Source organism: Anaerotignum neopropionicum (assembly GCF_001571775.1).
Classification (GTDB): Bacteria; Bacillota; Clostridia; order Lachnospirales; family Anaerotignaceae; genus Chakrabartyella; species Chakrabartyella neopropionicum.
This window is the reverse complement of the sequence record NZ_LRVM01000001.1, coordinates 242,661-267,500: the sequence shown is the minus strand read 5'-3', so window position 1 is coordinate 267,500 and position 24,840 is coordinate 242,661. Positions and strand designations below refer to the sequence as shown.

The following is a 24,840-nucleotide window of genomic DNA, read 5'->3' as shown; positions in this document are numbered from 1 at the left end:
CCCATTTTCAACAAAAATCGTTAAACAACATTCCTGTAAATTATTTGCCCAAGCAAAATTTTGTAAAAATACGGTCTATAATTTCCTCATCTGCCACATCCCCAGTAATTTCGCCCAAGGCACGGTTGGCATCTTGTAAATCCAAGGAAATAAAATCCTCGGGCATACGGGTACGAATGGTAATCAAGCATTGCTCCATGGCTTCTTTGGCACGGAATAGTGCATTTTTATGGCGGGTATTACCCAAAAGCCCGTCCTCCGCCTTTACACCTTCGCCATGGAAAAACAATTCCTTTAAGCCGTTGATTAATTCCTCAAAGCCACGGTTTTCCTTAATGGAAACGGAAAGCAGCTGCTCCTTAGGGATATATTTTTCCAACTCCTCCATGGAAAGCGCCTGGGTCAAATCCGTTTTATTCAGCAAAACCAGAGTCTTTTTTCCCTGAATGAAGGACAAAATCTCTCTATCCTCCGCCTCCAGCGGTCTTGAGCTATCCAGCATCATCAAAATTAAATCGGCTTTTTCAGCATGGGCCTTGGATTTCTCCACACCCATTTTTTCCACCAAGTCGCCGGTTTCTCGAATACCTGCGGTATCCACAATTTTCATAGGAATGCCGTCGATATTAATATATTCCTCAACGGTATCCCTGGTTGTGCCGGGGATGTCCGTTACGATTGCCCGTTCCTCCTCCAAAAGCCAATTCAAGAGGGAAGATTTACCCACGTTGGGCTTGCCCACGATAACGGTTTCCAAGCCTTCCCGGATGATTTTACCTCGATCGGCATTTTGCAACAGTTTTTCCATACGGTCTAAAATTTTCAAAGTGCCCTGCTCCATAGTTCCATAAGTTTCTTCTTCCACGTCATGCTCGGGATAATCGATGACTGCCTCAATGGAGGCAATCATATCCAGAATTTCCTGACGCATAGAACCCACTTCTATTTTCAATCTACCCTCCAGCTGATTCACCGCCGCCTGACGGGACAGATCAGTATGGGAGTTGATGATATCTATGACTGCCTCGGCTTGGGTCAAATCCATACGGCCATTTAAAAAGGCTCTCTTGGTAAATTCTCCCGGCTCCGCCAATCTTGCGCCCTCGTTTAAAACCGCTTCTAATATTCTACGAGTGACCAAAGAACCGCCATGACAGTTGATTTCCACAATATCCTCTTTGGTATAGGTTTGGGGGGCTTTCATAACGGAAACCAGCGCCTCGTCAATGATCTCGCCATGATGAATGATTTTACCATAGGACAGGGTATGACTTTTCTTGGACAAAAGAGTGTTTTTTCCCGAAAACAGGCCATCCACCAATTCGATACTGCCCCCTCCACTGATTCTGACAATCCCGATTCCGCCCACACCCAAGGGGGTTGAAATCGCCGCTATTATATCATCTAGTTGGTTAAATCTATTCATTTTATCCCTCCTATTTAGGTCAAAGTCAAGTTCAAGGGCAAAGACAAGGGCAAGACCTCGGGACGCTGTCCCGAACCCTGCAAGCCTTTGTAAAGGCTTGAGCGAAACTTTTATACGCAAAAACATTTGTTTTTGCTAGTGGTTTTCATTAAAAGTTTTTGGTCTTGTTTTTTTCAAAAAGCAAGTAAGTGGTTCATCACTTTTGCTACGCAAAAGTCGGCTTCGCCGTCTGCCCTATCTTGGGCAGTGAGAGAGCAAAGCCAAAGGTCTTGCCCTTTTATCTTGCCCTTATGTCTTGACTTTAGATATAGCAAAACCCGCAACAAGCGCTCCTGTAACGGGTTTTTTTGACTGCGTTTATTTTAAAGTAATCACAACATTGCGGTAAGGCTCTTCTCCCTCGCTAAAGGTTGTTACAAAGCGGTCATTTTGCAATGCGGAATGGATAATTCTTCTTTCATAAGGATTCATTGGTTCAAGCACTACATTTTTCTTTGTGTGCTTTACCTTCTTTGCTAAGTTAAAGGCAAGGGTTTCCAAAGTTTCCTTTCTTCTTTGACGGTAATTTTCCGTATCCAACATTACGCTGATATAGGAATTACTGTTTTTATTCACAACAAGGTTTACTAGGTATTGCAACGAATCTAAGGTTTGGCCTCTTTTGCCGATTAGAATGCCCATTTCATTGCCAATTAAATTTACCAACAAATGCTTGTCCTTTATTTGGGATTCAATTTTTACAATTAATCCCATAGCTAAAAATACTTCTCTTAAAAAATTTTCTGCAGCACGCTCGGGTTTGAAATTTTTACGAACCAATACAATTGCATCTTTTCCGCCAAATACACCAAAAAAGCCTTTTGATCCCTCATCAATCACGGTTATGGAAACTTCTTCCTTAGACGCTCCCATCTCTGCTAAAGCAGCATCCACCGCTTCTTCAATGCTTCTACCGCTTTTTCTGATTTCATCCATTCTGAGCAGCCTCCCCCATAAATTTCTTTTTATAGTACTTCTGCAAGATTACCTGCTGAATAATACCGAACACGTTACTGATTGTCCAGTAAAGGCCAAGACCAGCCGGCATACTAATACAGAAGAAGCCCATCATAAACGGCATTACATACGTCATTGTTTTTGTCATAGCCATTGCAGGGTTCTCCTGCCCGCCATTGCTCGCAGGTGGTGTCATAGACATCATAATTTTAGATTGGGCATAGGTGGTAATTGCCGCTAAAATAGGAACCATGATACCCGGCCATTTCAACCCTGCCTGGCTTACCAAGGGCAGGAATAAAAATGTTTCAATATTATTCTTTGTTGCCAAAAGATCTACCAATGCAGTTCCATTGGAACCAAGCTGACTTACAATTGACTGCCATGAATCAACATTCAGATAATTCACCAGCATTACAATGTCATTTAAACGACTTAAATCAAAGCCATTGGCTTTAATTGTTGCAACATTTTTATATTGATCCACAAATGTCTGAGCATAGGGCCCAAAAACTTCCATTCTGGTAGTTTGGGGAATTTGCAAAATTGCGTTTGCAATATCTGTATAATTTTGACCAATAACATCAACATATACATATGCATTTTGGAAAATGTAGAACAATGCATATAATATAGGAAGCTGAACTAACAAAGGCAAGCAGCCGCCCATAAGGTTAATGCCGTTTTTCTTTTGAAAATCCTGCATTTCCATGGCCATTTTTTGCTGGGAAAGCTGATCCTTTTGCCCTTTATATTTATTCCTAATCTTTTCTAACTCTGGCTGAAGCATTTGCATCTTAATTGAAGATTTTTGCTGCTTCACCATCAGCGGAAATAGAATGATTTTCACAATTAACGTAAATATAATGATTGCAAAGCCTAAAACGCCAACATTCATTACACCATAAAGCCCATTAAAAAGCATATTGTATATTTGTCCCAAAATTTTTGCAATGGGGCCCAATATGCTGCCGGGCATCTTTACAGACGAAAACGTCGTCAAAACGACACCTGATAACAGTTCACTTCCTAACACTTTTTATGCCTCCTTAAACAAACAGATAGAATTTTTTGCCCCGCAGGACAAGCTCACGGACAATAAGATTTTTTTAAGGTACGGGGTCAAAGCCGCCTTCATGGAAGGGATGGCACTTCAGAATTCTTCTGACGGCAAGATATGTGCCCTTAAATATACCATAACGAGTAATAGCAATGTAAGCATACTGAGAGCAGGTGGGCGTAAACCTGCAATGGGGTCCAATCAACGGAGAAATTCCCACCTGATAAAAACGGATTAAAAATAAAAAAATTTTTCTTACCATTTTTTCATCTCTCTTCTTTTTCGTCTTCCTTCCCTGCTTCCTTTGGTTGCTGAGAACGAAGCAATTGTTGTTTTTTCAATAAATGCCGCAGGGAAACGTTGATTTCCTCATAGGTTGTATCCTTGCAAATCACTCTTGCAATCACAACGATATCATAACCAGAGCGAAGTCCGTCTTCCATATTGCGATAGCTTTCTCGAATCAAACGAGTTACACGGGAACGGACAACGCTTTTCCCAACTTTTTTACTGACAGAAATCCCCAGCTTGTTGCCCTGTGTCCCATTTTTCACCACATACATAACCAAATGGCGGTTGGCAATGGATCTGCCCCGATTGTATACATACCGAAATTGAAAATTCTTTTTTAAAGATTCTGTAAACTTCATAAAAACAAGCCTTCTTTCATTCGGCACCGCCAAAAAAAGCTCCTCATATGAACAAAAGGCCACTTACAGCGGCCTAATATACTTTTGGTATGAGGATTATGCGGATAATACTTTTCTACCTTTTTTTCTTCTTGCTGCAAGCACTTTTCTGCCGTTGGATGTTAACATTCTTTTTCTAAAGCCATGTTCTCTGCTTCTTTGTTTCTTTTTCGGCTGAAATGTCATTTTCATAGTTATACGCACCTCCTTTGTTGCATGGTTTCGCTGCCCAATTTATGAACACTGTTACTATTATAGTAAAAAACAAAAGGAACGTCAAGAAAAATATTTACCTTCAAAGCCTTAAAAAGCTGGGATTTATGGCATAAAATATATTTTCACTTAATTTTTTTTCTTCATACAAAGATATTGTCTTTGCTTTGTCTTTCTTTACTATATATTGTAAGAAAATTTTCCACCGTAAAAATTAACAAAATTATTAATTTTTTTTTTTACTTATTCCCAGAAGAATTATCAGATTTTTTGATTGCGGTTGTGGATAACTTTTGTTATACTATGCTTAAGGTATTAGAAAGCGGATCCACAAAATTCACAATTTTTACCGATTTAAAAATTATGTTATCCACAATCTGTTGATAACCCTGTGCATAACTTAATTTTTTTGTGAAAAACCTCTTGAAAAATTTGTTCCTTTTTACTAAGCTGCTACCTTATATTTAGGATGTTTCAAGTTTTTCTTTCAACATTAGTCTGTTTATTTTGTGGGTAAATATGAATCACCAATTGTGAATAACTAAGCTTGTCTACCAAAAAACAGAATTTTTTTCACAACCAAACTATATTCGTTTGTGAATAACTATTCTGTTATCCACAAAATTTTAACAGGAGGTACATAATGGAACAACTGAATGAATTTTGGAACGAAGCACTTAAAATTATCGAAGAAGAAAGCTCTGCCGTTAGCTTTGAAACGTGGTTTCGTCCCATTTCTCCGTACGGAATACAAGGAAATTGCCTATATTTGCAGGTTGAAAATCCTTTGGCCAAGGATATGCTGGAAAAACGGTATTTTGACTTATTACGCAATACAATAAAGCAGGTGGCTAAAAGGGACTATGAAATTATTATTTTGCTGGGTAATGAACTTCCCCAAAAACTAGTAACAGAAAAAAATATACAAAAATCTCATAATGATATTCCAAGGAATTTAAACCCTAAATATGTGTTTAGCTCCTTTGTAGTTGGCAACAGTAACCGTATGGCCCACGCTGCATCACTGGCAGTTGCCGAGGCGCCTGCAAGAAATTATAACCCTTTGTTTTTATACGGAAACTCCGGGCTGGGCAAGACCCACTTGATGCACTCTATCGCTCATTATATTCTGGAACATAATAACGATGCAAAAGTATTATATGTAACCAGCGAAACCTTCACCAATGAGTTGATTCTTTCAATTCAGAACAACAGAAACGAAGCTTTTCGTAACAAATACAGAAATATCGATGTTCTTTTGATTGACGATATTCAGTTTATTTCGAAAAAAGAAGGTACGCAGGAGGAATTTTTCCATACCTTTAACGCATTATATGAATCCACAAAGCAAATTATTATTTCCTCTGACCGCCCTCCAAAGGAAATCGAAACTCTGGAGGACAGGCTGCGCAGCCGCTTTGAAATGGGCTTAATTGCCGATATTCAACCGCCGGATTATGAAACAAGAATCGCCATACTTCGTAAAAAGGCTGAGCGGGACAACCTTCAGGTTCCCGATGATGTCATGGCTTATATTGCAAAAAATATTGCCTCCAATATTCGAGAATTAGAAGGTGCATTAACACGTATTGTTGCTTTTGCAACATTAACAAATCAAAATATTTCTATCACCTTGGCTGAAAATTCTTTGAAGGATATTTTCAGCGAAAATGCGTCGGCACCCTTGACACCTAATTTGATTCAAGAAATTGTTGCGCACCATTATAATATTCGTATTGAAGATTTGCAGGGAAGCAAAAAACCGAAAAATATTGCATTTCCTAGACAAATTTCCATGTATTTATGCCGGAAATTATTAGATATTTCCTTACCAAAGATTGGCGAAGGCTTTGGTGGGCGGGATCATACCACTGTTATTCACGCCATTTCTAAAATTGAAAAACAATTAGAAAATGATACGGCATTGCAAAACACAATTTTGCAGCTTGAAAAGGAAATTAAGGGGCAATAATTTTCCACATATACCTGTGGAGCACGATAGGGAAAAGCTGTGGATAAGTTTTTGTTTTTTAAAGGGGCTGTGTATGATGTGGATAAGCCACTCTTGTACACACATGGTATCCACACTACTTGCCCACAACAACTATCCCCATTTTTTGGGGGAAAAACCACTTTTCCACAAACTCACAGCCCCTACTACGACTACTACGCTTAAAATCTTATTTATTTCTTTATAGACTGTGTGAAAAGGAGTTGTGAACAACTTGAAACTGATTTGTAATAAAGATTTGCTGCTACAATACATTAACATTGTGAATAAAGCTGTTTCCAATCGAACGACACTACCGATTTTGGAATGCATTTTATTAACGGCGGATGAAAAAGGATTTCTTTTAACTGGGAATGACTTGGAGTTGGGGATAAAAACCGCCTCTATTGAAGCAGAAATTTTTGAACAGGGCGAAATTGCCATTGAGGCTCGTATTTTTAATGACATTATCCGCCGATTGAACGGAGAAAATGTAACGATTACTACAGATGAGAAAAATGCTGTTAACATTCTTTGCGGTTCTTCAGAATTTACTATTATGGGACAAAGTGGAGAGGATTTTCCTGCTTTGCCGGAGGTGGAACAAAATCAAGCCTATACCTTAAAACAAAATAATCTGAGAAATATGATTCGCCAGACGATTTTTTCCATTGCCCAGGATAATGCAAAGCCTGTGTTAACCGGAGAATTATTTGAATTTAATGGAGATTTTTTCAGCATAGTATCTGTGGATGGATATCGCATTTCTTATCGGAAAAATAATTTAATCAGCAGCTTTCAAAAAACCGAGGTAATTGTTCCCGGAAAAACCCTAAGTGAGTTAAATAAAATTTTATCTCAAGAGGATGAGGAGCTGGTTTCCGTTTATATTACAGATAAACATATTTTATTTGATTTGGGTACGGCAATTATGGTTTCCCGTTTGATCGACGGGGATTTTATTCGTTATGAGCAAAGTTTTTCCGAGGATTATAAAACAGAAATTTTAGTGAATAAAAATGAACTGATTCAGTCCTTGGAAAGGGCTTCTCTGGTTTCCAGAGATAACAGAAAAACGCCGGTTCGTTTTCAAATTAAGTCAAAATCCCTGGAAATTACAGCAAAAAGTGATATGGGAACTGCATTTGAGGAAATTTCTGCGGAAATTGATGGCCAGGAAATTACCATTGCCTTCAATCCCCGTTATTTTATTGAAGCATTGCGTTCCATTGATGAAGAAAGGGTAAGAATTCATTTTACCGCTTCTTTAAGTCCCTGCACTATTTTGCCTGTAGAGGGAGATTCTTATAAATATTTAATTCTTCCGTTGAGAATGTAAATAATTTTATGTTAACTTTTAGAAAGAAGGATAAAGAAATGCAGGAAGTTGAAATTCATACCGAATTTATTAAATTACAGCAGGTGCTAAAGCTTGCAGGCATGATTGGCCAAGGATCTGATGTAAAGTCGTTTCTTGCGGATGGAGTTGTTTATGTAAATGGCCAGCCTGTAACGGAAAGAGGAAAAAAAATTCGCCCTGATGATGTGATTGAGGTTAAGGGTTTTGAAGCTGTCAAGGTTGTTTACAGTGAAGGGTAAAGGTCAAGGCAGGATTAAGGGCACGGACAAGACCTTGAGGGCTTTGCCCTCAAACTCCTACAAGGGATGCGCCCTTGACCCTTTAAAAACCCCATAGATATGGGGTTTGAAAGATTGTTATTTTTATAACTATTTAAATATTTTGTCTGTTTTTTTTGTTTTTATTATTTTTATTGTATATTAGGTGGATATTTATGCAAATATCAGAGGTTTCTCTGCGAGGCTTTCGTAATTTGGAGGAATTGAACATTCATCCATCTGCGGGAATTAATGTTTTTTACGGAAAAAATGCCCAAGGGAAAACAAATTTTTTGGAATCCCTTTATTTTTGTGCAACGGGAAGATCCATGCGCACGAAATTGGATTGGCAAATGATTGGGTTTGACAAAGAGGAAAGCCATATTCGTATTTTGGTCCAAAAAAACAATAGAAAAGAGCGTATCGATGTTCATTTAAAACGGGATACAAAAAAAGGAATTGCCAGAAATGGCGTTCCTGTGAAAAAGCTGGGGGATTTATTCGGTACTTTATATACCGTTGTGTTTTCTCCCGAGGATCTGGCTTTGGTGAAGGAGGGTCCGGGGGAGCGTCGACGTTTTATGGATCTGGAGCTTTGCCAGCTCAGCCGAATTTATTATTATGATTTGCAGCAATATTATCGCATTTTAAAGCAGCGAAACAATTTATTAAAGGAAATTCAGAAAAAACCTTCCTTGCAGGAAACGCTTTTTGTGTGGGATGATCAACTAATTGACTTTGGTGAGCGCGTTATGGCAGCTAGGAAGGGTTTTTTGCAAAGATTGGATATATTAGCCGCCCAAAGGCTAAATGCCCTTACAGGTGGCTTAGATCATCTAAAAATCATATATAGGCCAAATTGCGAGTTGGGGCAGATGGCGGAGCGAATCAAACGCAATTTGCAGAGGGATATATATTTGGGTACTACCAATAACGGCCCTCATAAGGATGATATTCTATTTTCCATTGATGGCAAGGAGGTTAAAATCTTCGGTTCTCAGGGACAGCAGCGAACAACGGCCTTGGCTGCAAAATTGGCAGAAATTGATTTAATTCGGGAGGAAACGGGAGAAGAACCGGTTTTACTGCTGGATGACGTACTTTCGGAATTGGATGAAAGGCGGCAAAAATATTTAATGGAAAGCATTGATGGCTTACAGTCTTTTTTAACCTGCACGGGAATTGAGGATGTTGTGAAAAAATATATTCGCAGCGAGAATTTGTTTTATGTTGAAAAAGGTCGGATTTTACCGGAAAATTAAATTGGTTTTAAAACAGGTGTGATTGAGATAAATGAAATTACACCTTTTTTATTGATTATAATATTGAAAATATGTGAAAAATATAAGTGTTTCTTTAATTAAGGAAGAAAAAAAACAAAATAATTTATTAAAAATTTGAGTTTTCCTTGAAAATATAAGGCTTTATGCTTGTGAAATTTGTTTTTTGATGGTATAATATTAAATAGAATGTTAATTTCTTGATAGGCAGAGAAATCCTAGCTGTGTTTTTGATACAAGGTTCTTGGATGATCTGCTTTTGAAGGAATAAAAAGGGTTTTATTTTTAAAATATAATTAGGGAACATAAAAACTGTGATTGCGCGTAAATTTTTTAAATTTTGCCTAGAATATTTGATTTGAAATAGGTTTAATGATACAAACCTATTTTTTCTTTGGCGTAAAGAAAAGACGAAGAACCCTAAAAGATTTAGTTGAAGGAGAGGTTTTATGTCATCAGATTATAATGAAAGTCAAATCCAAGTGCTGGAAGGCTTGGAGGCTGTTAGAAAGCGTCCGGGGATGTATATCGGTTCTACCAGTGCAAGAGGTCTGCATCATTTGGTGTACGAAATTGTGGATAATGCGGTGGATGAGGCTTTAGCTGGGTTTTGTAATGAAATTACGGTGAAGATTCATCCGGATAATTCCATTTCCGTTATGGATAATGGCCGTGGTATTCCTGTGGGAATTCAGCAGCAAAAAGGAATTTCTGCAGTTGAGGTGGTTTTTACAATTTTACATGCCGGAGGAAAGTTTGGTGGCGGGGGATATAAGGTTTCCGGCGGTTTGCATGGTGTTGGTGCATCCGTTGTAAATGCGTTGTCAACGTGGCTGACGGTGAATATCCATACCGAGGGTAAGGTTTATGAACAAAAGTATTGTCGGGGAGATTCATTAACACCTTTGAGTGTGATTGGTGATTCTCAAGAACATGGGACATTTGTACATTTTTTGCCTGATCCTGAGATTTTTGAGGAAACGGTTTTTTCCTTTGAAATTTTATTGCAGCGTTTCCGGGAAACTGCTTTTTTGACAAAGGGATTGAAAATAAATCTCATTGATCTGCGAGAGGGCATAGAGCAGGAACGCACTTTTCATTATGAAGGCGGGATTAAGGAATTTGTTGCCTATATTAACAAAAGCCGCCAGCCCTTATACGACGATATTTTTTATGCCTGCGGCGAGAAAGACGGCGTTTTAGTTGAGGTAGCGTTTCAGTATAATGATGGATATGTGGAAAATATATTCAGCTTTGTTAATAATATTAATACGCCGGATGGCGGTACACATTTAATTGGGTTTAAAAGTGGTTTAACGAAGACTTTAAATGATTACGGGAAGAAAATCGGTGCAGTTAAGGATTCGGATAAAAAGCTTTCTGGTGATGATGTGAGGGAAGGTATTTCTGCTGTCATCAGTATTAAGGTGGAGGAGCCACAGTTTGAAGGGCAGACAAAGGCTAGGTTAGGCACAAGTGAAGCAAAAGGTGCAGTAGAAAGCGTTCTAAGCGAATATTTGACCTATTATTTGGAGGAGAACCCAACGGTAGGTAAAACTATATTAGAAAAGGGTATGATGGCTTCCAGAGCCCGTGATGCGGCCAGAAAGGCAAGAGAACTGGTGCGGCGGAAAACCGGGTTAGAAAATACAAGACTGCCCGGAAAGCTGACGGATTGTACAAGCAAAGACCCGTATGAATGCGAAATTTATATTGTTGAGGGTAACTCTGCGGGAGGTAGTGCCATTAAAGCAAGAGATCCCAAAACACAGGCAATTTTGCCTTTAAGGGGTAAAATATTAAATGTGGAAAAGGCGCGATTAGATCGCATTTTAGGCAGTGAGGAGATCAAAAACATGATTACTGCCTTTGGTACAGGGATTTCCGAGGATTTTGATCTGGAGAAATTACGATATCACAAAATTGTAATCATGACCGATGCCGATGTTGACGGCGCGCATATACGTACGCTTTTATTAACCTTCTTTTATCGGTATATGCCCCAATTGATTCAGGAGGGCAAGGTATATATTGCACAACCACCCTTATATCGTGTGGAGAAGAACAAGCAGCATTATTACGTATATGACGATCCCCAGCTTGAGGTATTATACAATGAGATTGGAAAAACGGGTATTAAAGAGGTGCAGCGGTATAAAGGTCTTGGTGAAATGGATTTTGACCAATTAAGGGATACAACAATGGCGGTGGAACACCGAATTTTAAAGAAGGTGGACATCAATGATGCGTTACTTGCCGATGAAATATTCAGTATGCTTATGGGCGACAGTGTAGAGCCAAGAAGGGATTTTATTGCTGAGAATGCCCAATATGCTGAAATGGATTTTTAAGATTAAGTGCAAGGTCAAGACCTTAGGGACGCCGTCCCTAAAACCTAGCAAGGGCTGTGCCCTTGACCCGATTTGGAAAACTACGTTTTCCAAGGTGGGAATAAAGGCTTAAGAAAATTTTGTAATGAATTAATTAACCCTTCAAAAACGAAGTTTTTGAAAAATAAAGGGTCAAGGGATGAAATCCCTTGCGGAGTTTGAGGCAGAGCCTCAAGGTTTTAAGTTTTAATAAAAAAGAGGTGAAGAAATGAGCGACGAATTCAACGAAATAGATAAGGTCGTTTCTATAGATATTAACGACGAAATGCGAAAATGTTATATCGATTACGCTATGAGCGTTATTGTAGCCCGAGCTTTGCCGGATGTTCGTGATGGCCTGAAGCCGGTGCAAAGACGTATCCTGTTTTCTATGAACGAAATGAATCTTGACCCTAATAAGAGCTATCGTAAATCAGCGCGTATTGTGGGTGATACCATGGGTAAATACCACCCTCATGGTGATGGCTCTATCTATCAGGCAATGGTTCGTATGGCGCAGAATTTCTCTATGCGTTATATGCTGGTAGACGGTCATGGTAACTTTGGCTCTATCGATGGCTATGGTGCTGCTGCAAGCCGTTATACTGAGGCTAGAATGTCTAAAATTACGGCGGAGCTTTTGGCGGATATTGAAAAAGACACCGTTGATTTTGTACCAAACTACGATGAAAACGAAAAAGAACCCACTGTTTTGCCCGCTAGAATCCCAAACTTACTGATAAATGGTTCGTCTGGTATCGCTGTTGGTATGGCAACCAATATCCCTCCTCATAACTTGACGGAAGTCATTAACGGCGTTGTTTGTATGATTGAAAATACAATTAATGATAAGGAAACGGATATTGAGGAACTCATGGAGCATATCCAAGGCCCGGACTTCCCAACTGGCGCTTCGATCCTTGGAAAAAGCGGTATCCGCGCAGCGTATCGTACCGGTCGAGGGAAAATTTTAGTACGCGCATTGGCGGAAATCCAGCCTATGGCAAACGGACGTGAAAAAATTGTAGTCACTGAATTACCTTATATGGTAAATAAACTGCGTTTAATCGAAAAAATCGCCGAATTGGTAAAGGATAAGCGCATAGAAGGCATCAATGATCTTTATGACGCTTCCGCCGGTGATGATATTAAAATCATTATTGAACTGAAAAAAGACGTTAATGCAAATGTTATCTTAAACCAGCTCTATAAGTATACCCAGCTGCAAGAAAGCTTCGGCGCAATTATGCTTGCATTGGTAGATGGTAAGCCTGAGATTTTAAATTTAAAGCAAATTATTACAGAATACTTGAAGCATCAAGAAATTGTAGTTACTAGAAGAACCAAGTTTAATCTGGATAAGGCGGAAAAACGTGCCCATATTTTGGAAGGTCTGCGTATTGCCATCAATAATATTGACGAAGTAATTCGCATTATACGTACTAGTTATGATGATGCAAAGGAACGCTTGATGGAGCGTTTTCAGCTTTCTGATGTGCAGGCACAGGCAATTTTGGAAATGCAGTTACGTCGTTTACAGGGCTTGGAGCATGAAAAAATTGATGCAGAATACAATGGGTTAATGGAAAAAATAGCTTATTATAAATCCATATTGGCGGATAGGAAGCTAATGCTGGGTGTAATCAAGGATGAAATTACAGAGGTTCGGGATAAATTTGGCGATGAACGCCGTACCCAATTGATACAAAATCCCGGTGAAATTGATGTGGAGGATTTAATCGAGGAAGAAACCTGTGTTATGACCCTCTCCAACTTGAACTATATCAAGCGTACCCCGTTGGATACCTATAAGAGCCAAAATAGAGGCGGCAGGGGCATTGTGGGTATGCAGACAAGGGATGAGGATTTTGTAAAGGATATGTTCCTTTCTTCCACCCATGATACGATTTTGTTCTTCACAGATAAGGGCAGGGTTTATCGTATGAAGGGTTATGAGATCCCCGAAGCAGGGCGTACCGCAAGGGGCATGGCAATCGTGAATCTACTGGAAATTGCCCCCGGAGAAAGTATTACCGCCGTTATTCCTGTAAAAGAGTTTAAGGAAGACGAGTATCTTGTGATGATTACAAAGCAAGGTATTGTTAAGAAAACGGAAATGTCATGCTATTCTAATATCCGCAAAGGCGGTTTGATTGCAGTTAATCTGAGAGAAGACGATAGCTTAATCTCAGTAATGACAACAAACGGCGGGAATGAAATTTTTGTTGCCACAAGAAAGGGCATGGGCATTAAATTCTCTGAAAATGATGTGCGCGCTATGGGTCGTACCGCAACAGGGGTAAAGGCAATTAGCTTGCGCAAGGAGGATTTTGTGGTTTCTGCCGTCAAAATTATGGATGGCGCAAAAATATTAAATGTAACGGAAAATGGCTATGGCAAACGTACCGAGATTGATGCATTCTCTGTTCAGTATAGAGGTGGTAAGGGCTCAAAAATCCATCACTTAACGGAAAAAACAGGGTTACTGACAGGTGTTCTTTTAATTGAGGAAAATGAGGAAGTTATGCTGATGACCTCAGAAGGAATCATTATCCGTTTGCGGTCAAGGGATATTTCAACATTTGGCCGTGTTTCCCAAGGCGTAAAGCTGATGAACTTAAATGACGGTGTTTACGTTGTGGGTATTGCAAAAATTTCTGAGGAAGATGTAAAAGATGAATCGGAAGAATTGCAAGAAACAGAGGTAGAAATCACTGAGTAAACATTTTGAAATGAAGCTGCACTGATAAAAGGTGCAGTTTTATTTTTGATTTTTTTCTAATTAATTTTTAATTATCGAAAATTATTGTTTCTTTTTTTGTACGAAGGCTTTAAAATAAAAGATGATTATATAAGTTTTTTTGTTTTTTTTATACTAAATGAAAAGGGTGGCAAGAATAATACGAAAGAGGGCGATAGTATGATACTGCACTATGTTTCTTTAGGTATCGTGAGTGCTATGGCAATGTTGTTGCTTTGCATCATAATCAATCATAATGAAACCTTGAACCGTAAAATGAAAATGTTCTTTACCCTTGCCATTATTGGCATAATTATTGTTACGCTTGCAGAGGTTGCGTCATACTATTACGCAAAACCCAATACAGATTTTCGATTACAAAGGATCATTTGCTGTGAAATAATTTTTTGCGTTTCGCCGTTTATTACCCTTTTTATTACCTTGGCATTTTGTAAATTAGCCCTTAATGTTATTGTTATTTGGTTTTTACCTGCAATCGTAAATTTATTTTTAACGCTTCTTTCTCCTTTTTTCGGGTTTATTTTTTATGTTTCCGCCAATAATGTTTATTCTAGAGGGCCATTTTACGGTTTATTTATGCTATCAATTATGTTGGGCGGGGTTTTATTGATTTTTGAAACAGTAAATTCAGATAAAAGATACCAATCAAAAAATGGCCATATTCTTTATTTAATTTTATTATTCATGGTAATTGGTGTAACTATTCAAATTTTGCTGCCAATGGTACATACCATTTGGATTTGTGTTGCACTTTCTACCTCTTTTTATTACTCGTATTTTTGTGAATTGAGCGAAAAATATGATGCGCAGACCTTTCTTTTTAATCGTCGTGCTTACGAATGTGAGTTGGAACGTATTGAGGATGCAGCCCATGCTTATATTTTACTTTTTGATATTGATGATTTTAAAATTATTAACGATACTTATGGTCATCAATACGGAGATGAATGTTTATATAAGGTGGCTTGTTGTATAAAGGATACTTTTCAAAGCTTAGGCCTATGTTTTCGTATTGGCGGGGATGAGTTTTGTGTGGTTTCAAAAAATATTGAGGAAAAAATAATTATAGATGCAAAGAAAGATTTTAAGAAAAAGCTATTGGAATGCATGGAAAAGGATAAAAGATTACCAAAGGTATCCTTAGGATGTGGATATTATAAAAAGGGTTTTTGTCAGGTTAGCGAAGCAGTTAGACTTGCAGATGAGCAATTGTATGCGGCAAAAAATGTTAAAAAATTTGTTTAAAATTCATAGCATTTTATTTTGTGAAATATTTCTAATTTTTTTATAAAATTTTATGATTATTTGACAAATATTCATTATACTGCTAAAATTGAAATAGAGATGAATAAAAAATTGAGGTGTTAAGGAAGATGTGGGATATTGATTTTATATTAGGTGTGGGGAAGCTTATATCATTGGTGCTTTGTATGGTTTTTATTGAGGGTGTTGTTGCAAGCAGGCCAAACGGGAAATGGACGGGGCTGCTGTTACCAGTTATTATGGTAATGCTTTCCATTTGGGTGTTTTTAACTTGGAAAAATTTTACTTATTTTATTTTGGTTTTTTGTCCTGCTTTATTATGTTGTTTTATCTTTTATATTTGCCGTCGCTCCATTAAAAATGGTACGGCTTTGAGCCTAAATCAAGATGAGGAAAGCTGATTTTTTTTGTATTATATATTTTAATTAAATTTTTTTATAACTGGCATATATTTTAAAGTAAAGCCCGTTTTGCAGTGATTTCTGAATTAAATCTTGTTGTATAGCAATCGGGCTTTTTCTCTATATATTATTAATTCATTGAATTTGCATGCTTTTTATGGATGCAACCTTTTTTTGTTTATTTTTAAAATTAAGGTTCTCCTTTCCTTCTTAGGGGGTGTCGAATGAGAAAAAAAATCTTTTTGTTAATTATTTCTTGTTTTCTTTTTACTTCTTGTGCAAAAGCGGAGCCCGGTTACTCTGTTTCAGCGGGCTTGTCTAAGCCTATGATAAAGCAAGTAACCCTTGCTGTGGTGGGGGATATTATGGTTCATGATTATCAATATAATGAGGCCTATGACCCAATGACAGGTACATATGATTTTATGCATAATTTTCAGGATGTAAAAAAATATTTTGACGGCTATGATTTGGTTTTAGGAAATTTGGAGCTGACCTTTGGCGGAAAAGAAAGGGGCTATTCCTCCTATCCTTGTTTTAATACGCCCGATGAATTTTTGGATGCAATAAAGGATGCAGGTTTTGATATTTTAACCACTGCAAATAATCATTCCATGGATACGGGAAAGCAGGGTTTAATTCGCACGCTGGACAAGCTTGATGAATATGGAATTGCGCATATGGGTACATATCGCTCAGCGGAGGAGCGGGATAAGATTTTATACAAAAATGTAAATGGAATTAAATTTGCATTTTTATCTTATACTTATGGTACCAATGGCATTGCCGTTCCTGATGCATATTTGGTAAATCTGATTGATAATGAGCAAATGGTTGACGATATTAAGAGGGCTAGGGAAAATGCGGATGTTGTGGTTGTAATGCCTCATTTGGGTAACGAATATGAAACCTATCCCAAAAATATATTTCAGGATTGGACGGATTTGATGTTTCTTTCCGGTGCAGACATTGTTTTGGCCAGTCATCCTCATGTTTTACAGCCCATGGAGTATGTTAGGGTGGATCATGGGGATGGGGCGCATGATGGTTTTATCATTTATTCACTGGGTAATTTTATTTCTTCCCAAACAACACCACCGAGAAACGCTTCTATTGTTTTGCATTTAACCGTTGAAAAGGTGGGAAATGAGCCGCCCAATGTAAAAGAGGTTTCATTTGTTCCAATCTGGACGCAGTTTCGAAATGCGCAGGAGAAAAACCATTTTGTAGTGCGAAGTGTTTATGAAATGTTAACTTTAGAACAAAGTGAAAAAGATCGTTTGTTGCGTAAAATTGATCAAGCACGTTTGGTAGAGGTGCACGAGGAAACCGCATCATTTCTTTTAAATCGCAAAGTACCGCTTTCTGAGATACAAGAGGAATATGTTTTTGAAAAGTAAGGAAAGTCCTTGTCATGCAAGGATAGTAATGTTAAAATAGTCTTGTGATTGTTAAAGGTGAAACACAGGGAGGATCGATATGGAAAGAGATTTTCTTGCAGAGAACGTTTCTTATTTAACCAAGGATTTAGGTAAATGTAACATTTCTCAAAATTTGTTCCAACGGTTCAAAGAATTGATTATGAGTGGGGTGCTTCCCGCAGGATATATGCTGCCAAATGAAAATATTGTTAGTGAAATGCTGGGAGTAGGGCGAAGTACACTAAGAGAAGCCTACACAGCTTTGGCTGTATTTGGTTTTATTAAGCGCTCCAAGGCGGGTACATTTATCAATGAAATTGACAATATCGTGAATATTGCTCCTTTTTGTATTACTGTTGAAAATTCTGATTTGGGCGACCTTTTGGAATTTAGATATATGCTTGAGGCGGAAACTGCAAGCTACGCTGCAAAACGGGCAACGGCTGAGGATATTGCCAATATTGCTTTTTGTTATGAAAAAATGATGGAAAGTAAGCATGATGTGAATTTATTTGTGGATTATGACTCAATGTTTCATATGCAGGTTTCAGCAGCCACCCATAATAAGCTTTTGATGAGTACAATGATTGCTGCGAAGGAATCCTTTGAAAAGGGGATTCGATTGGCGTTGAGGGAGTCGCTTACGCAAAATCCCCGTGCCATTGATGTTACCATTGATTTGCACGGAAAGCTGTTGAATGCAATTAAAAACGGGGATTATCAAACGGCTTATGCAGTTATGAGAGAGCATATCTCTTATGTCAATTTAACTGTGAAATATGGTTGATATTTTTTAATTTAATTTATTAAAAAGACACCTTAAGATTGGGGAGATGATGCATACCTCTGTTTTATGTGTCTTTTTTTATGAAAGGGGAAAAGCCTTGAAAAGTGGAGTTTTCCTTGATTTTACTGGTGTTTTGTGATAACGTTATATAAGTTGCACTATTTTTTTTATGTTTATCATTGAAAATTGAATATATAATTCTGATTGGAGGATTTTGATATGGATTTTAAGTTGGAGGTTGCAAGGCTCTTGGCGAAAGCGGCCGATCTGCCGTTGGAAGATGCCTTGAGTACCGTGGAAATCCCTGCAAATAAGACAATGGGTGATTTTGCTTTTCCATGTTTTCGTTTGGCAAAGGTTTTTCGAAAAGCACCCCCTATGATTGCACAGGAAATTGTTGAAAAGATGGAAAAGGCTGATTTTATTGAAGAAATTCAGGTGGTTGGAGCTTATGTTAACTTTTTTATGCAAAAAGGCGTCTATACGCAGCAAATTTTGTCTAAGGTTTTAGAGGAAAAGGAAAGCTACGGCAAAAGCAATATTGGCCATGGTAAAACCATTGTAATTGATTATTCTTCCCCTAATATTGCGAAACCTTTCCATGTTGGACATTTACGTTCCACTGTCATTGGAAATGCCATTTATAAAATTCATGAGGAATTGGGTTATCATTGTGTTGGTATTAACCATTTGGGTGATTGGGGCACGCAGTTTGGCAAATTAATTGTGGCTTATCGCAATTGGGGCTCAAAGGATGCTGTGGAATTAAACGGAATACAGGAATTGATGCGCATTTATGTAAAATTTCACGATGAAGCAGAAAAAAATCCATTATTGGACGATGAAGCCAGACTTTGGTTTGTGAAAATGCAAGAGGGGGATGAAGAGGCTCTCACTCTTTGGAAGTGGTTTTATGATATTAGTATTAAGGAATTTGAGCGTGTATATGACATGCTTGGTGTGAAATTTGATGCTTATACCGGCGAAAGCTTTTATAATGATAAAATGGCACCTGTTGTGGAAGAATTAAGAGATAAGAATATTCTCAAAGAAAGCGAAGGTGCTATGATTGTTGATTTAGAGGATAAAAACATGCCACCTTGTTTGATTATTCGTAAGGATGGTGGTACTCTTTACGCAACCAGAGATATTACAGCGGCTTTGTATCGTAAAAAAACCTATGATTTTGATAAATGTATTATTTTGACAGCGTTGGATCAGAATTTACATTTTGCTCAGTTTTTTGAAGTCATTCATAAAATGGGGTATGATTGGTATAAGGATTTGATTCATGTACCTTTCGGTTTGGTTAGCTTGGACAGCGGAAAGCTTTCCACACGTCATGGAAATGTGGTTTTGATGGAGGATTTATTGCATCAAGCCATTGGGGAAACAAGAAAAATTATTGAAGAAAAAAATCCTACTTTGGAAAATAAGGAATTGGTTTCTGAGCAGGTGGGTATTGGTGCAATTATTTTTAATGATTTATATAATGGACGCATTAAGGATGTTGTTTTTTCTTGGGAAAGAATGCTCAATTTTGATGGAGAAACAGGGCCTTATGTGCAATATACCCATGCCAGAGCTTGCAGTATTTTAAAGCGTGCCGGCGATATTTCTTTGGAGAACATTTCGTTTGATTTAATTACAGATGAGGCTTCTATTGATATTTGCAAGCTGTTGGAGGCTTATCCTGAAAAAATTATGGATGCGGCAAATAAGTTGGAACCTTCCGTTGTAACCAGGCATTTGGTGGCCATTGCCCAGGCATTTAATAAATTTTATCATGATAATCCTATATTGAGCAGTGAGGATGATGTGCGTAAGGCTCGTTTGGCCATTGTAGTGGCTGTAAAAACAGTAATGAAGGAAGGGTTGCGTCTTTTGGGTATTGATGCGCCGGAACAAATGTAAAGTGAGGTGTTTTAGCATGAAAAAGCTAAAGCTGATTTACAATCCTTTTTCTGGAAATAAAAGTTTTAAATTTGATTTAGATGTTTGTATTGGAATTTTTCAACGGGGTGGCTATGAGGTTCACCCTTTTCGCTCTATGGTGGAGGGTGATATTGAAAAGCACATTAAAGAAATGTCTTGTGACTATGATATTATTGTGGTTTCCGGTGGAGACGGGACAATTAATATTGTGATTAATGCAATGATGCGGCAAAAAATGAACATTCCCTTGGGAATTATTCCATCGGGGACGGCCAACGATTTTGCAACTTATCTTGGTTTTAAAAGCGGCCAAGTGGAGGAGGCTTGTCAAGCAATTGTAAATGCAAAGCCTGTGTTTATTGATTTGGGGCTGGTGAATGAGGAAACCTATTTTATCAATGTTTGTGCCGGCGGACTGTTAACGAATGTTTCGCAAACGGTGGATAAGGACGTAAAAAATGCTCTTGGAAGTCTGTCTTATTATTTAAAGGGAGTGGAGCAGCTTCCAAATTTTCATAAAATTCCTTTTCGTATTACAACAAGCAGTGAGGTTATCGAGGATGATTTGTATTTATATATGATAATGAATAGTGCAGGCACGGGAGGTCTTACTAAATTATCCCCTCAGGCATCCATTCAAGATGGGCTGTTTGAATTTTTAGCCATTCGTGCGAAATCATTGATTGAATTATCTCCTGTTTTTTTAAAAATGTTGACGGGTGAACATATTAATGACAAAAAAAATATTCTTTATATTCGGGATAATTATTTTAAGGTTGAATGTTTACAGGATGATTTTAATATTATGGAATCAACGGTTGACGGAGAAATGGGACCGAAAATGCCTTTTGAGTTAAGGGTTGTTTCTAAGGTAATACGAGTGTTTTTTAATCCTGTAAGAAAATAAATGTTTTATGTGAAATATTCCTATTTTTAAAATATTTAAACAGTAATGTTTCACGTGAAACGTTACTGTTTTTCTTTCCAATTATAAAGGTATGTGTTATAATTTTCGTAGAAAGAGAAAGGCGGTGGGATTTTATGGGCAAAGTGCGGGTCATTGCGGTGACCAATCAAAAGGGTGGTGTTGGTAAAACAACAACGGCAATCAACCTGTCTGCCAGTTTGGCGGTTAGCGGAAAAAAAGTTTTAGTTATTGATGCAGACCAGCAGGGAAATACAACCAGTGGTTTTGGACTTGATAAAAACAATTTTGCATTGACCATTTATAATGTATTTTTAGGTGAAGTATCAATTACTGATGTGAAACAGTCAACTTGTGTAGAAGGATTGGAAATACTTCCGGCAAATATAAGTCTTACAGGTGCAGAAATAGAATTGATAGGGAAAGATAAAAGAGAATTTATATTAAAGGAAGAATTGGATAAAATAAAAGAGGAATATGATTTTGTTATCATAGATTGCCCGCCATCTCTAAACCTAATAACAATAAATGCCCTTACAGCCGCCGATACTGTTTTAGTACCCATACAATGCGAATATTTTGCCTTGGAGGGACTGGAACAGCTGTTGCACACCATAAATTTAGTGAAAAAACGCCTAAATCCATACTTGGATATTGAGGGAATTGTGTTTACTATGTTTGACGCAAGAACAAACCTATCATTACAGGTGGTTGAAGAAGTGAAAAGAAGTCTAGGAAGTAACGTGTATCGCAGCATTGTTCCAAGAAATGTACGTTTGGGAGAGGCTCCAAGCCATGGCTTGCCCATTCATTTATATGATCCAAAATCAAAGGGCGCGGAAAGCTACGCCTTATTAGCAGAAGAAGTGATAGAAAAGGAGTGGAACTGATTATGGCTGCAAAAAAAACGGGACTTGGTTCCAAAGGCAAGGGGTTAGAAGCTCTAATTAACAATAAATTGGAGGATTTCAATGAAACAGGGAAGGAAGTCAACAAATCCGCCCTTTGGGAATTAGATATTAATATGATTGAGCCAAACAGAAAGCAACCAAGAAAGCATTTTGATGAAACAGCCCTTGAGGAGCTGGCAGCTTCCATTAAAACCTATGGCATGATTCAACCCATTGTTGTAAGAAAAAATAAAGATTATTATGAAATTATCGCAGGAGAAAGACGATGGAGAGCTGCAAAAATTTGTGGACTGAAAAAAATTCCTGTAATTGAAAAAAAGTGGGAAGATGCGGAGGCGTTTGAGGCAGCCCTTGTAGAAAATTTACAAAGGGAGGACCTAAATCCCATTGAGGAGGCGGAAAGCTATCAACGTTTACAGGAGGTTTTTGGGTTAAGTCAGGAACAAATTTCTACAAAGGTTGGAAAAAGTCGTTCAGCTGTTACCAATTCTCTTCGCTTGTTGCAGCTTGATCCCAGAGTGTTGAATTTTGTCATTGAAAATAAGCTGACAGGCGGCCATGCAAGAACACTGCTTTCAATAACAGAGAAAGAGCGGCAATTTGAGTTAGCAGAATGGGTAATTGAAGAAGAATTAAGTGTAAGAGCCACAGAGGCACTGGTAAAGGCAGAGCTAAATAAAAAAGAATCAGCAAAAAAAGAAAAGAATGAAAAAAACCTTAATGTAAACCAAAAAGCAGTTGAGGATGAGCTGAAAACTATATTTTCCACCAAAGTTCATATTAGTCAAATGAAAAATAAGGGAAAAATAGAAATAACGTATTATTCTCAGGAAGATTTGGATAGACTTTTAACCATTATGAAAAGAATGGAAGGATAATTATAATGGAATTGTTACAAGATTATATCATATATATTCTTTTAGGGCTAGGAATAGCGGTTCTTGTACTTTTCATTTTGTGCATCGTATTATTTGTGAAGCTAGGAAAACAAAAGAAAAAATACGATTTTTTTATGGGTGCAAATCGAAGACCAAGCCATAATTTAGAAAGTAAACTAGAGAAATATTATAAATCCACAAAAGGGATTGAAGAAAAGTATCAACAGCTTCTGGATATGGTAACTGATTTGGATAAAACCATGAAAAGCAATATTCAAAAGGTTGGATTAGTGCGCTATAATCCTTTTGAAGAAATGGGCGGTAACCTTTGTTTTGCTTTGGCTCTTTTGGATGGAGAGGACAATGGCATCGTTTTAAATGGAATTCATAGTCGTACAGGCTCTTTTACCTACGCAAAGCCCATTCAAATGGGTGTTAGCATCTATATGCTTTCTGAGGAAGAAATAAAGGCTGTTCAAATGGCAAAGGACCAGGCTTATCAGCCGGAACACGAAAAAGTAATAAAAATTAAATTTAAACCAATCTTCCGCAAAAAGGATAAAGAGGTTATGGAGGAGCAGATCCCCCTCAATATAGAGGATGAAAGCACAAAGGAAATAAGTGAAGAATTAGGCGATGTTACCTCAGCTGAAAAAGAACAAATACTACAAGAAGAAATGATAGCCAGCCAAATTGCAGCAGTAGAAATTTTGAAAGAGGAAGCTGTGACGAAGGAAGAATATGATGAAGAATCCCATAAAGAAAATGGTTTTCAGGAGAATTCTATTTTTATAGAAGAACAATGGCAGGAAGAAAAGGAATAAAAAAGGGGTGGAAGAAAAAAATGTATTTTTTTTTGAATACCACCTTTTTTTCTTAAAAACTGTGACTATGTGCATAAAAAATGTGGAAATTGTGGATAACTCTGTGGTATAATATAAAAAATCAAGAAGCACACGGGACAAATAACAAAAAGTTATCCACAAGTTGTTGATAAAAAAGTGTAAAAAGGAGAAATTTATGTCCTATAAAATGATTTTTTCTGATATGGATGGAACATTATTAAAAAATGATACTGAAGTATCAGAGGGGAATAAAATAGCAATTAAAAGAGCAGTAGAAAAGGGTGTACAGTTTGTTATCTGCACAGGTCGGGGTTTATTCGGTGTGGAACGCTTTTTGGAGCAACTAGGCCTAATTGGGCGAAATGGATATGTTATCTGCCAAAATGGCGGTGCGGTTTATAACTTAAAGGATATGTCCCTTGAGATTCGGGAAAGCTTTTCCCCAAAAATTTATGCTCCTGTTGTGGAATTAGCGCGTGAGTTTGATTTAGAATTATATTATTATGATGACCGCATTTTTATTGCGGAAAGGGAAACAGAAAGGGTAAAGCGCTACTGCGAAGTCATGGGAAGTGGCGTTAAAATCATGAAAGATCCATTAAAATATACGGGGGAATTTACAAAATCTCTCATTACCGGCGAAAGGGATAAATTGCTTTTACTCCAAAAAAAGGTGGAATCCATGGCGGGAGAAGAATTAGATTGCTTTTTTTCAAGTAAAATATTTATGGAAGTTGTAAAAAAGGGCGTCAGTAAGGGCAATGTTATGGTAGAAACGGCAAAAAAAGCAGGAATTCCAATACAATCGGTAATTGCAGTGGGTGACAGTGACAATGATATTTCTATGATAAAAAAGGCTGGATTGGGTGTGGCAGTTGCAAATGCATGGCCGGAAGTCAAGGAAATTGCGGATTTTGTGACCGAAAGTCGCTGCGAGCAGGATGCAATTGCAGAGGTAATTGAAAAGTTCATACTTAGTTAACATAATATTTAACTACGTAAAAGGGAAAACATTTAAAAAACTATTGATTTCTTGTTGCAATTTGGTATATAATAATGGGGCAAAATGGTGT

General features: G+C 37.7%; 22 protein-coding genes. 16 read left to right on the top strand and 6 right to left on the bottom strand.

The features are described 5' to 3' along the window. Positions 1–40: 40 nt before the first annotated feature. From mnmE to rpmH, 6 genes are all read right to left on the bottom strand, one after another. Positions 41–1,426, bottom strand: a complete 1,386-nt coding sequence (mnmE, locus tag CLNEO_RS01320) for a tRNA uridine-5-carboxymethylaminomethyl(34) synthesis GTPase MnmE (protein WP_066083686.1) — start codon at positions 1,424–1,426, stop codon at positions 41–43. 357 nt (positions 1,427–1,783) lie between these two features. Beyond that, positions 1,784–2,401 (bottom strand): RNA-binding cell elongation regulator Jag/EloR, encoded by a 618-nt coding sequence (gene jag, locus CLNEO_RS01315; protein WP_066083684.1) that lies wholly within the window; start codon positions 2,399–2,401, stop codon positions 1,784–1,786. Next, the gene (locus CLNEO_RS01310; protein ID WP_066083683.1) at positions 2,394–3,458 is read right to left on the bottom strand and encodes a YidC/Oxa1 family membrane protein insertase; all 1,065 of its coding nucleotides are present in this window, start codon (positions 3,456–3,458) and stop codon (positions 2,394–2,396) included. Before CLNEO_RS01310 ends, jag begins: the two co-directional genes overlap by 8 nt. A gap of 73 nt (positions 3,459–3,531) precedes the next feature. Next, positions 3,532–3,744, bottom strand: coding sequence for a membrane protein insertion efficiency factor YidD (gene yidD, locus CLNEO_RS01305; protein WP_066083680.1), 213 nt, complete (start codon positions 3,742–3,744; stop codon positions 3,532–3,534). Between the two features lie 4 nt (positions 3,745–3,748). Then, positions 3,749–4,132, bottom strand: coding sequence for a ribonuclease P protein component (gene rnpA, locus CLNEO_RS01300; RefSeq protein WP_066084558.1), 384 nt, complete (start codon positions 4,130–4,132; stop codon positions 3,749–3,751). Between the two features lie 96 nt (positions 4,133–4,228). Then, entirely contained in the window at positions 4,229–4,363 is a 135-nt protein-coding gene (gene rpmH, locus CLNEO_RS01295; RefSeq protein ID WP_066083678.1) for a 50S ribosomal protein L34, read from the bottom strand. Between the two features lie 664 nt (positions 4,364–5,027). Here rpmH and dnaA point away from each other — a divergent pair. The 16 genes from dnaA (at position 5,028) to CLNEO_RS01210 (ending at position 24,749) form a co-directional block, all read left to right on the top strand. Continuing rightward, positions 5,028–6,356: a chromosomal replication initiator protein DnaA gene (gene dnaA / locus CLNEO_RS01285; RefSeq protein ID WP_066083674.1), complete on the top strand. Its 1,329-nt coding sequence runs from the start codon at positions 5,028–5,030 to the stop codon at positions 6,354–6,356. 244 nt (positions 6,357–6,600) lie between these two features. After that, positions 6,601–7,713, top strand: coding sequence for a DNA polymerase III subunit beta (gene dnaN, locus CLNEO_RS01280; protein WP_242864139.1), 1,113 nt, complete (start codon positions 6,601–6,603; stop codon positions 7,711–7,713). 38 nt (positions 7,714–7,751) lie between these two features. Next, entirely contained in the window at positions 7,752–7,973 is a 222-nt protein-coding gene (locus tag CLNEO_RS01275; RefSeq protein WP_066083670.1) for an RNA-binding S4 domain-containing protein, read from the top strand. A 194-nt stretch (positions 7,974–8,167) separates the two neighbouring features. Beyond that, positions 8,168–9,253 carry a DNA replication/repair protein RecF gene (gene recF / locus CLNEO_RS01270; protein ID WP_066083669.1) on the top strand — a complete coding sequence of 362 codons (1,086 nt, stop codon included), beginning with the start codon at positions 8,168–8,170 and terminating at the stop codon, positions 9,251–9,253. Positions 9,254–9,720: 467 nt separating this feature from the next. Then, the gene (gene gyrB, locus CLNEO_RS01265) at positions 9,721–11,622 is read left to right on the top strand and encodes a DNA topoisomerase (ATP-hydrolyzing) subunit B (protein ID WP_066083667.1); all 1,902 of its coding nucleotides are present in this window, start codon (positions 9,721–9,723) and stop codon (positions 11,620–11,622) included. A 247-nt stretch (positions 11,623–11,869) separates the two neighbouring features. After that, positions 11,870–14,362 carry a DNA gyrase subunit A gene (gene gyrA / locus CLNEO_RS01260; protein WP_066083665.1) on the top strand — a complete coding sequence of 831 codons (2,493 nt, stop codon included), beginning with the start codon at positions 11,870–11,872 and terminating at the stop codon, positions 14,360–14,362. A 198-nt stretch (positions 14,363–14,560) separates the two neighbouring features. Beyond that, positions 14,561–15,646 (top strand): GGDEF domain-containing protein, encoded by a 1,086-nt coding sequence (locus CLNEO_RS01255; RefSeq protein ID WP_066083662.1) that lies wholly within the window; start codon positions 14,561–14,563, stop codon positions 15,644–15,646. A gap of 128 nt (positions 15,647–15,774) precedes the next feature. Continuing rightward, positions 15,775–16,065, top strand: coding sequence for a hypothetical protein (locus tag CLNEO_RS01250; protein WP_066083660.1), 291 nt, complete (start codon positions 15,775–15,777; stop codon positions 16,063–16,065). A gap of 224 nt (positions 16,066–16,289) precedes the next feature. Further along, positions 16,290–17,465: a CapA family protein gene (locus CLNEO_RS01245; RefSeq protein WP_066083658.1), complete on the top strand. Its 1,176-nt coding sequence runs from the start codon at positions 16,290–16,292 to the stop codon at positions 17,463–17,465. A 79-nt stretch (positions 17,466–17,544) separates the two neighbouring features. Beyond that, positions 17,545–18,273, top strand: a complete 729-nt coding sequence (locus CLNEO_RS01240; protein ID WP_066083656.1) for a FadR/GntR family transcriptional regulator — start codon at positions 17,545–17,547, stop codon at positions 18,271–18,273. Positions 18,274–18,492: 219 nt separating this feature from the next. Continuing rightward, positions 18,493–20,187 (top strand): arginine--tRNA ligase, encoded by a 1,695-nt coding sequence (gene argS / locus CLNEO_RS01235; RefSeq protein ID WP_066083654.1) that lies wholly within the window; start codon positions 18,493–18,495, stop codon positions 20,185–20,187. Positions 20,188–20,203: 16 nt separating this feature from the next. Next, entirely contained in the window at positions 20,204–21,115 is a 912-nt protein-coding gene (locus CLNEO_RS01230; protein WP_066083652.1) for a YegS/Rv2252/BmrU family lipid kinase, read from the top strand. Positions 21,116–21,249: 134 nt separating this feature from the next. Further along, on the top strand, positions 21,250–22,023 hold the full coding sequence (locus CLNEO_RS01225) for a ParA family protein (RefSeq protein WP_066083651.1): 774 nt from the start codon (positions 21,250–21,252) through the stop codon (positions 22,021–22,023). 2 nt (positions 22,024–22,025) lie between these two features. After that, complete coding sequence (locus CLNEO_RS01220; RefSeq protein ID WP_066083649.1) at positions 22,026–22,922, top strand: ParB/RepB/Spo0J family partition protein; 897 nt, start codon at positions 22,026–22,028, stop codon at positions 22,920–22,922. 5 nt (positions 22,923–22,927) lie between these two features. Then, entirely contained in the window at positions 22,928–23,746 is an 819-nt protein-coding gene (locus CLNEO_RS01215; protein WP_066083647.1) for a DUF4446 family protein, read from the top strand. Positions 23,747–23,942: 196 nt separating this feature from the next. After that, complete coding sequence (locus CLNEO_RS01210) at positions 23,943–24,749, top strand: Cof-type HAD-IIB family hydrolase (RefSeq protein ID WP_066083645.1); 807 nt, start codon at positions 23,943–23,945, stop codon at positions 24,747–24,749. Positions 24,750–24,840 lie beyond the last annotated feature (91 nt).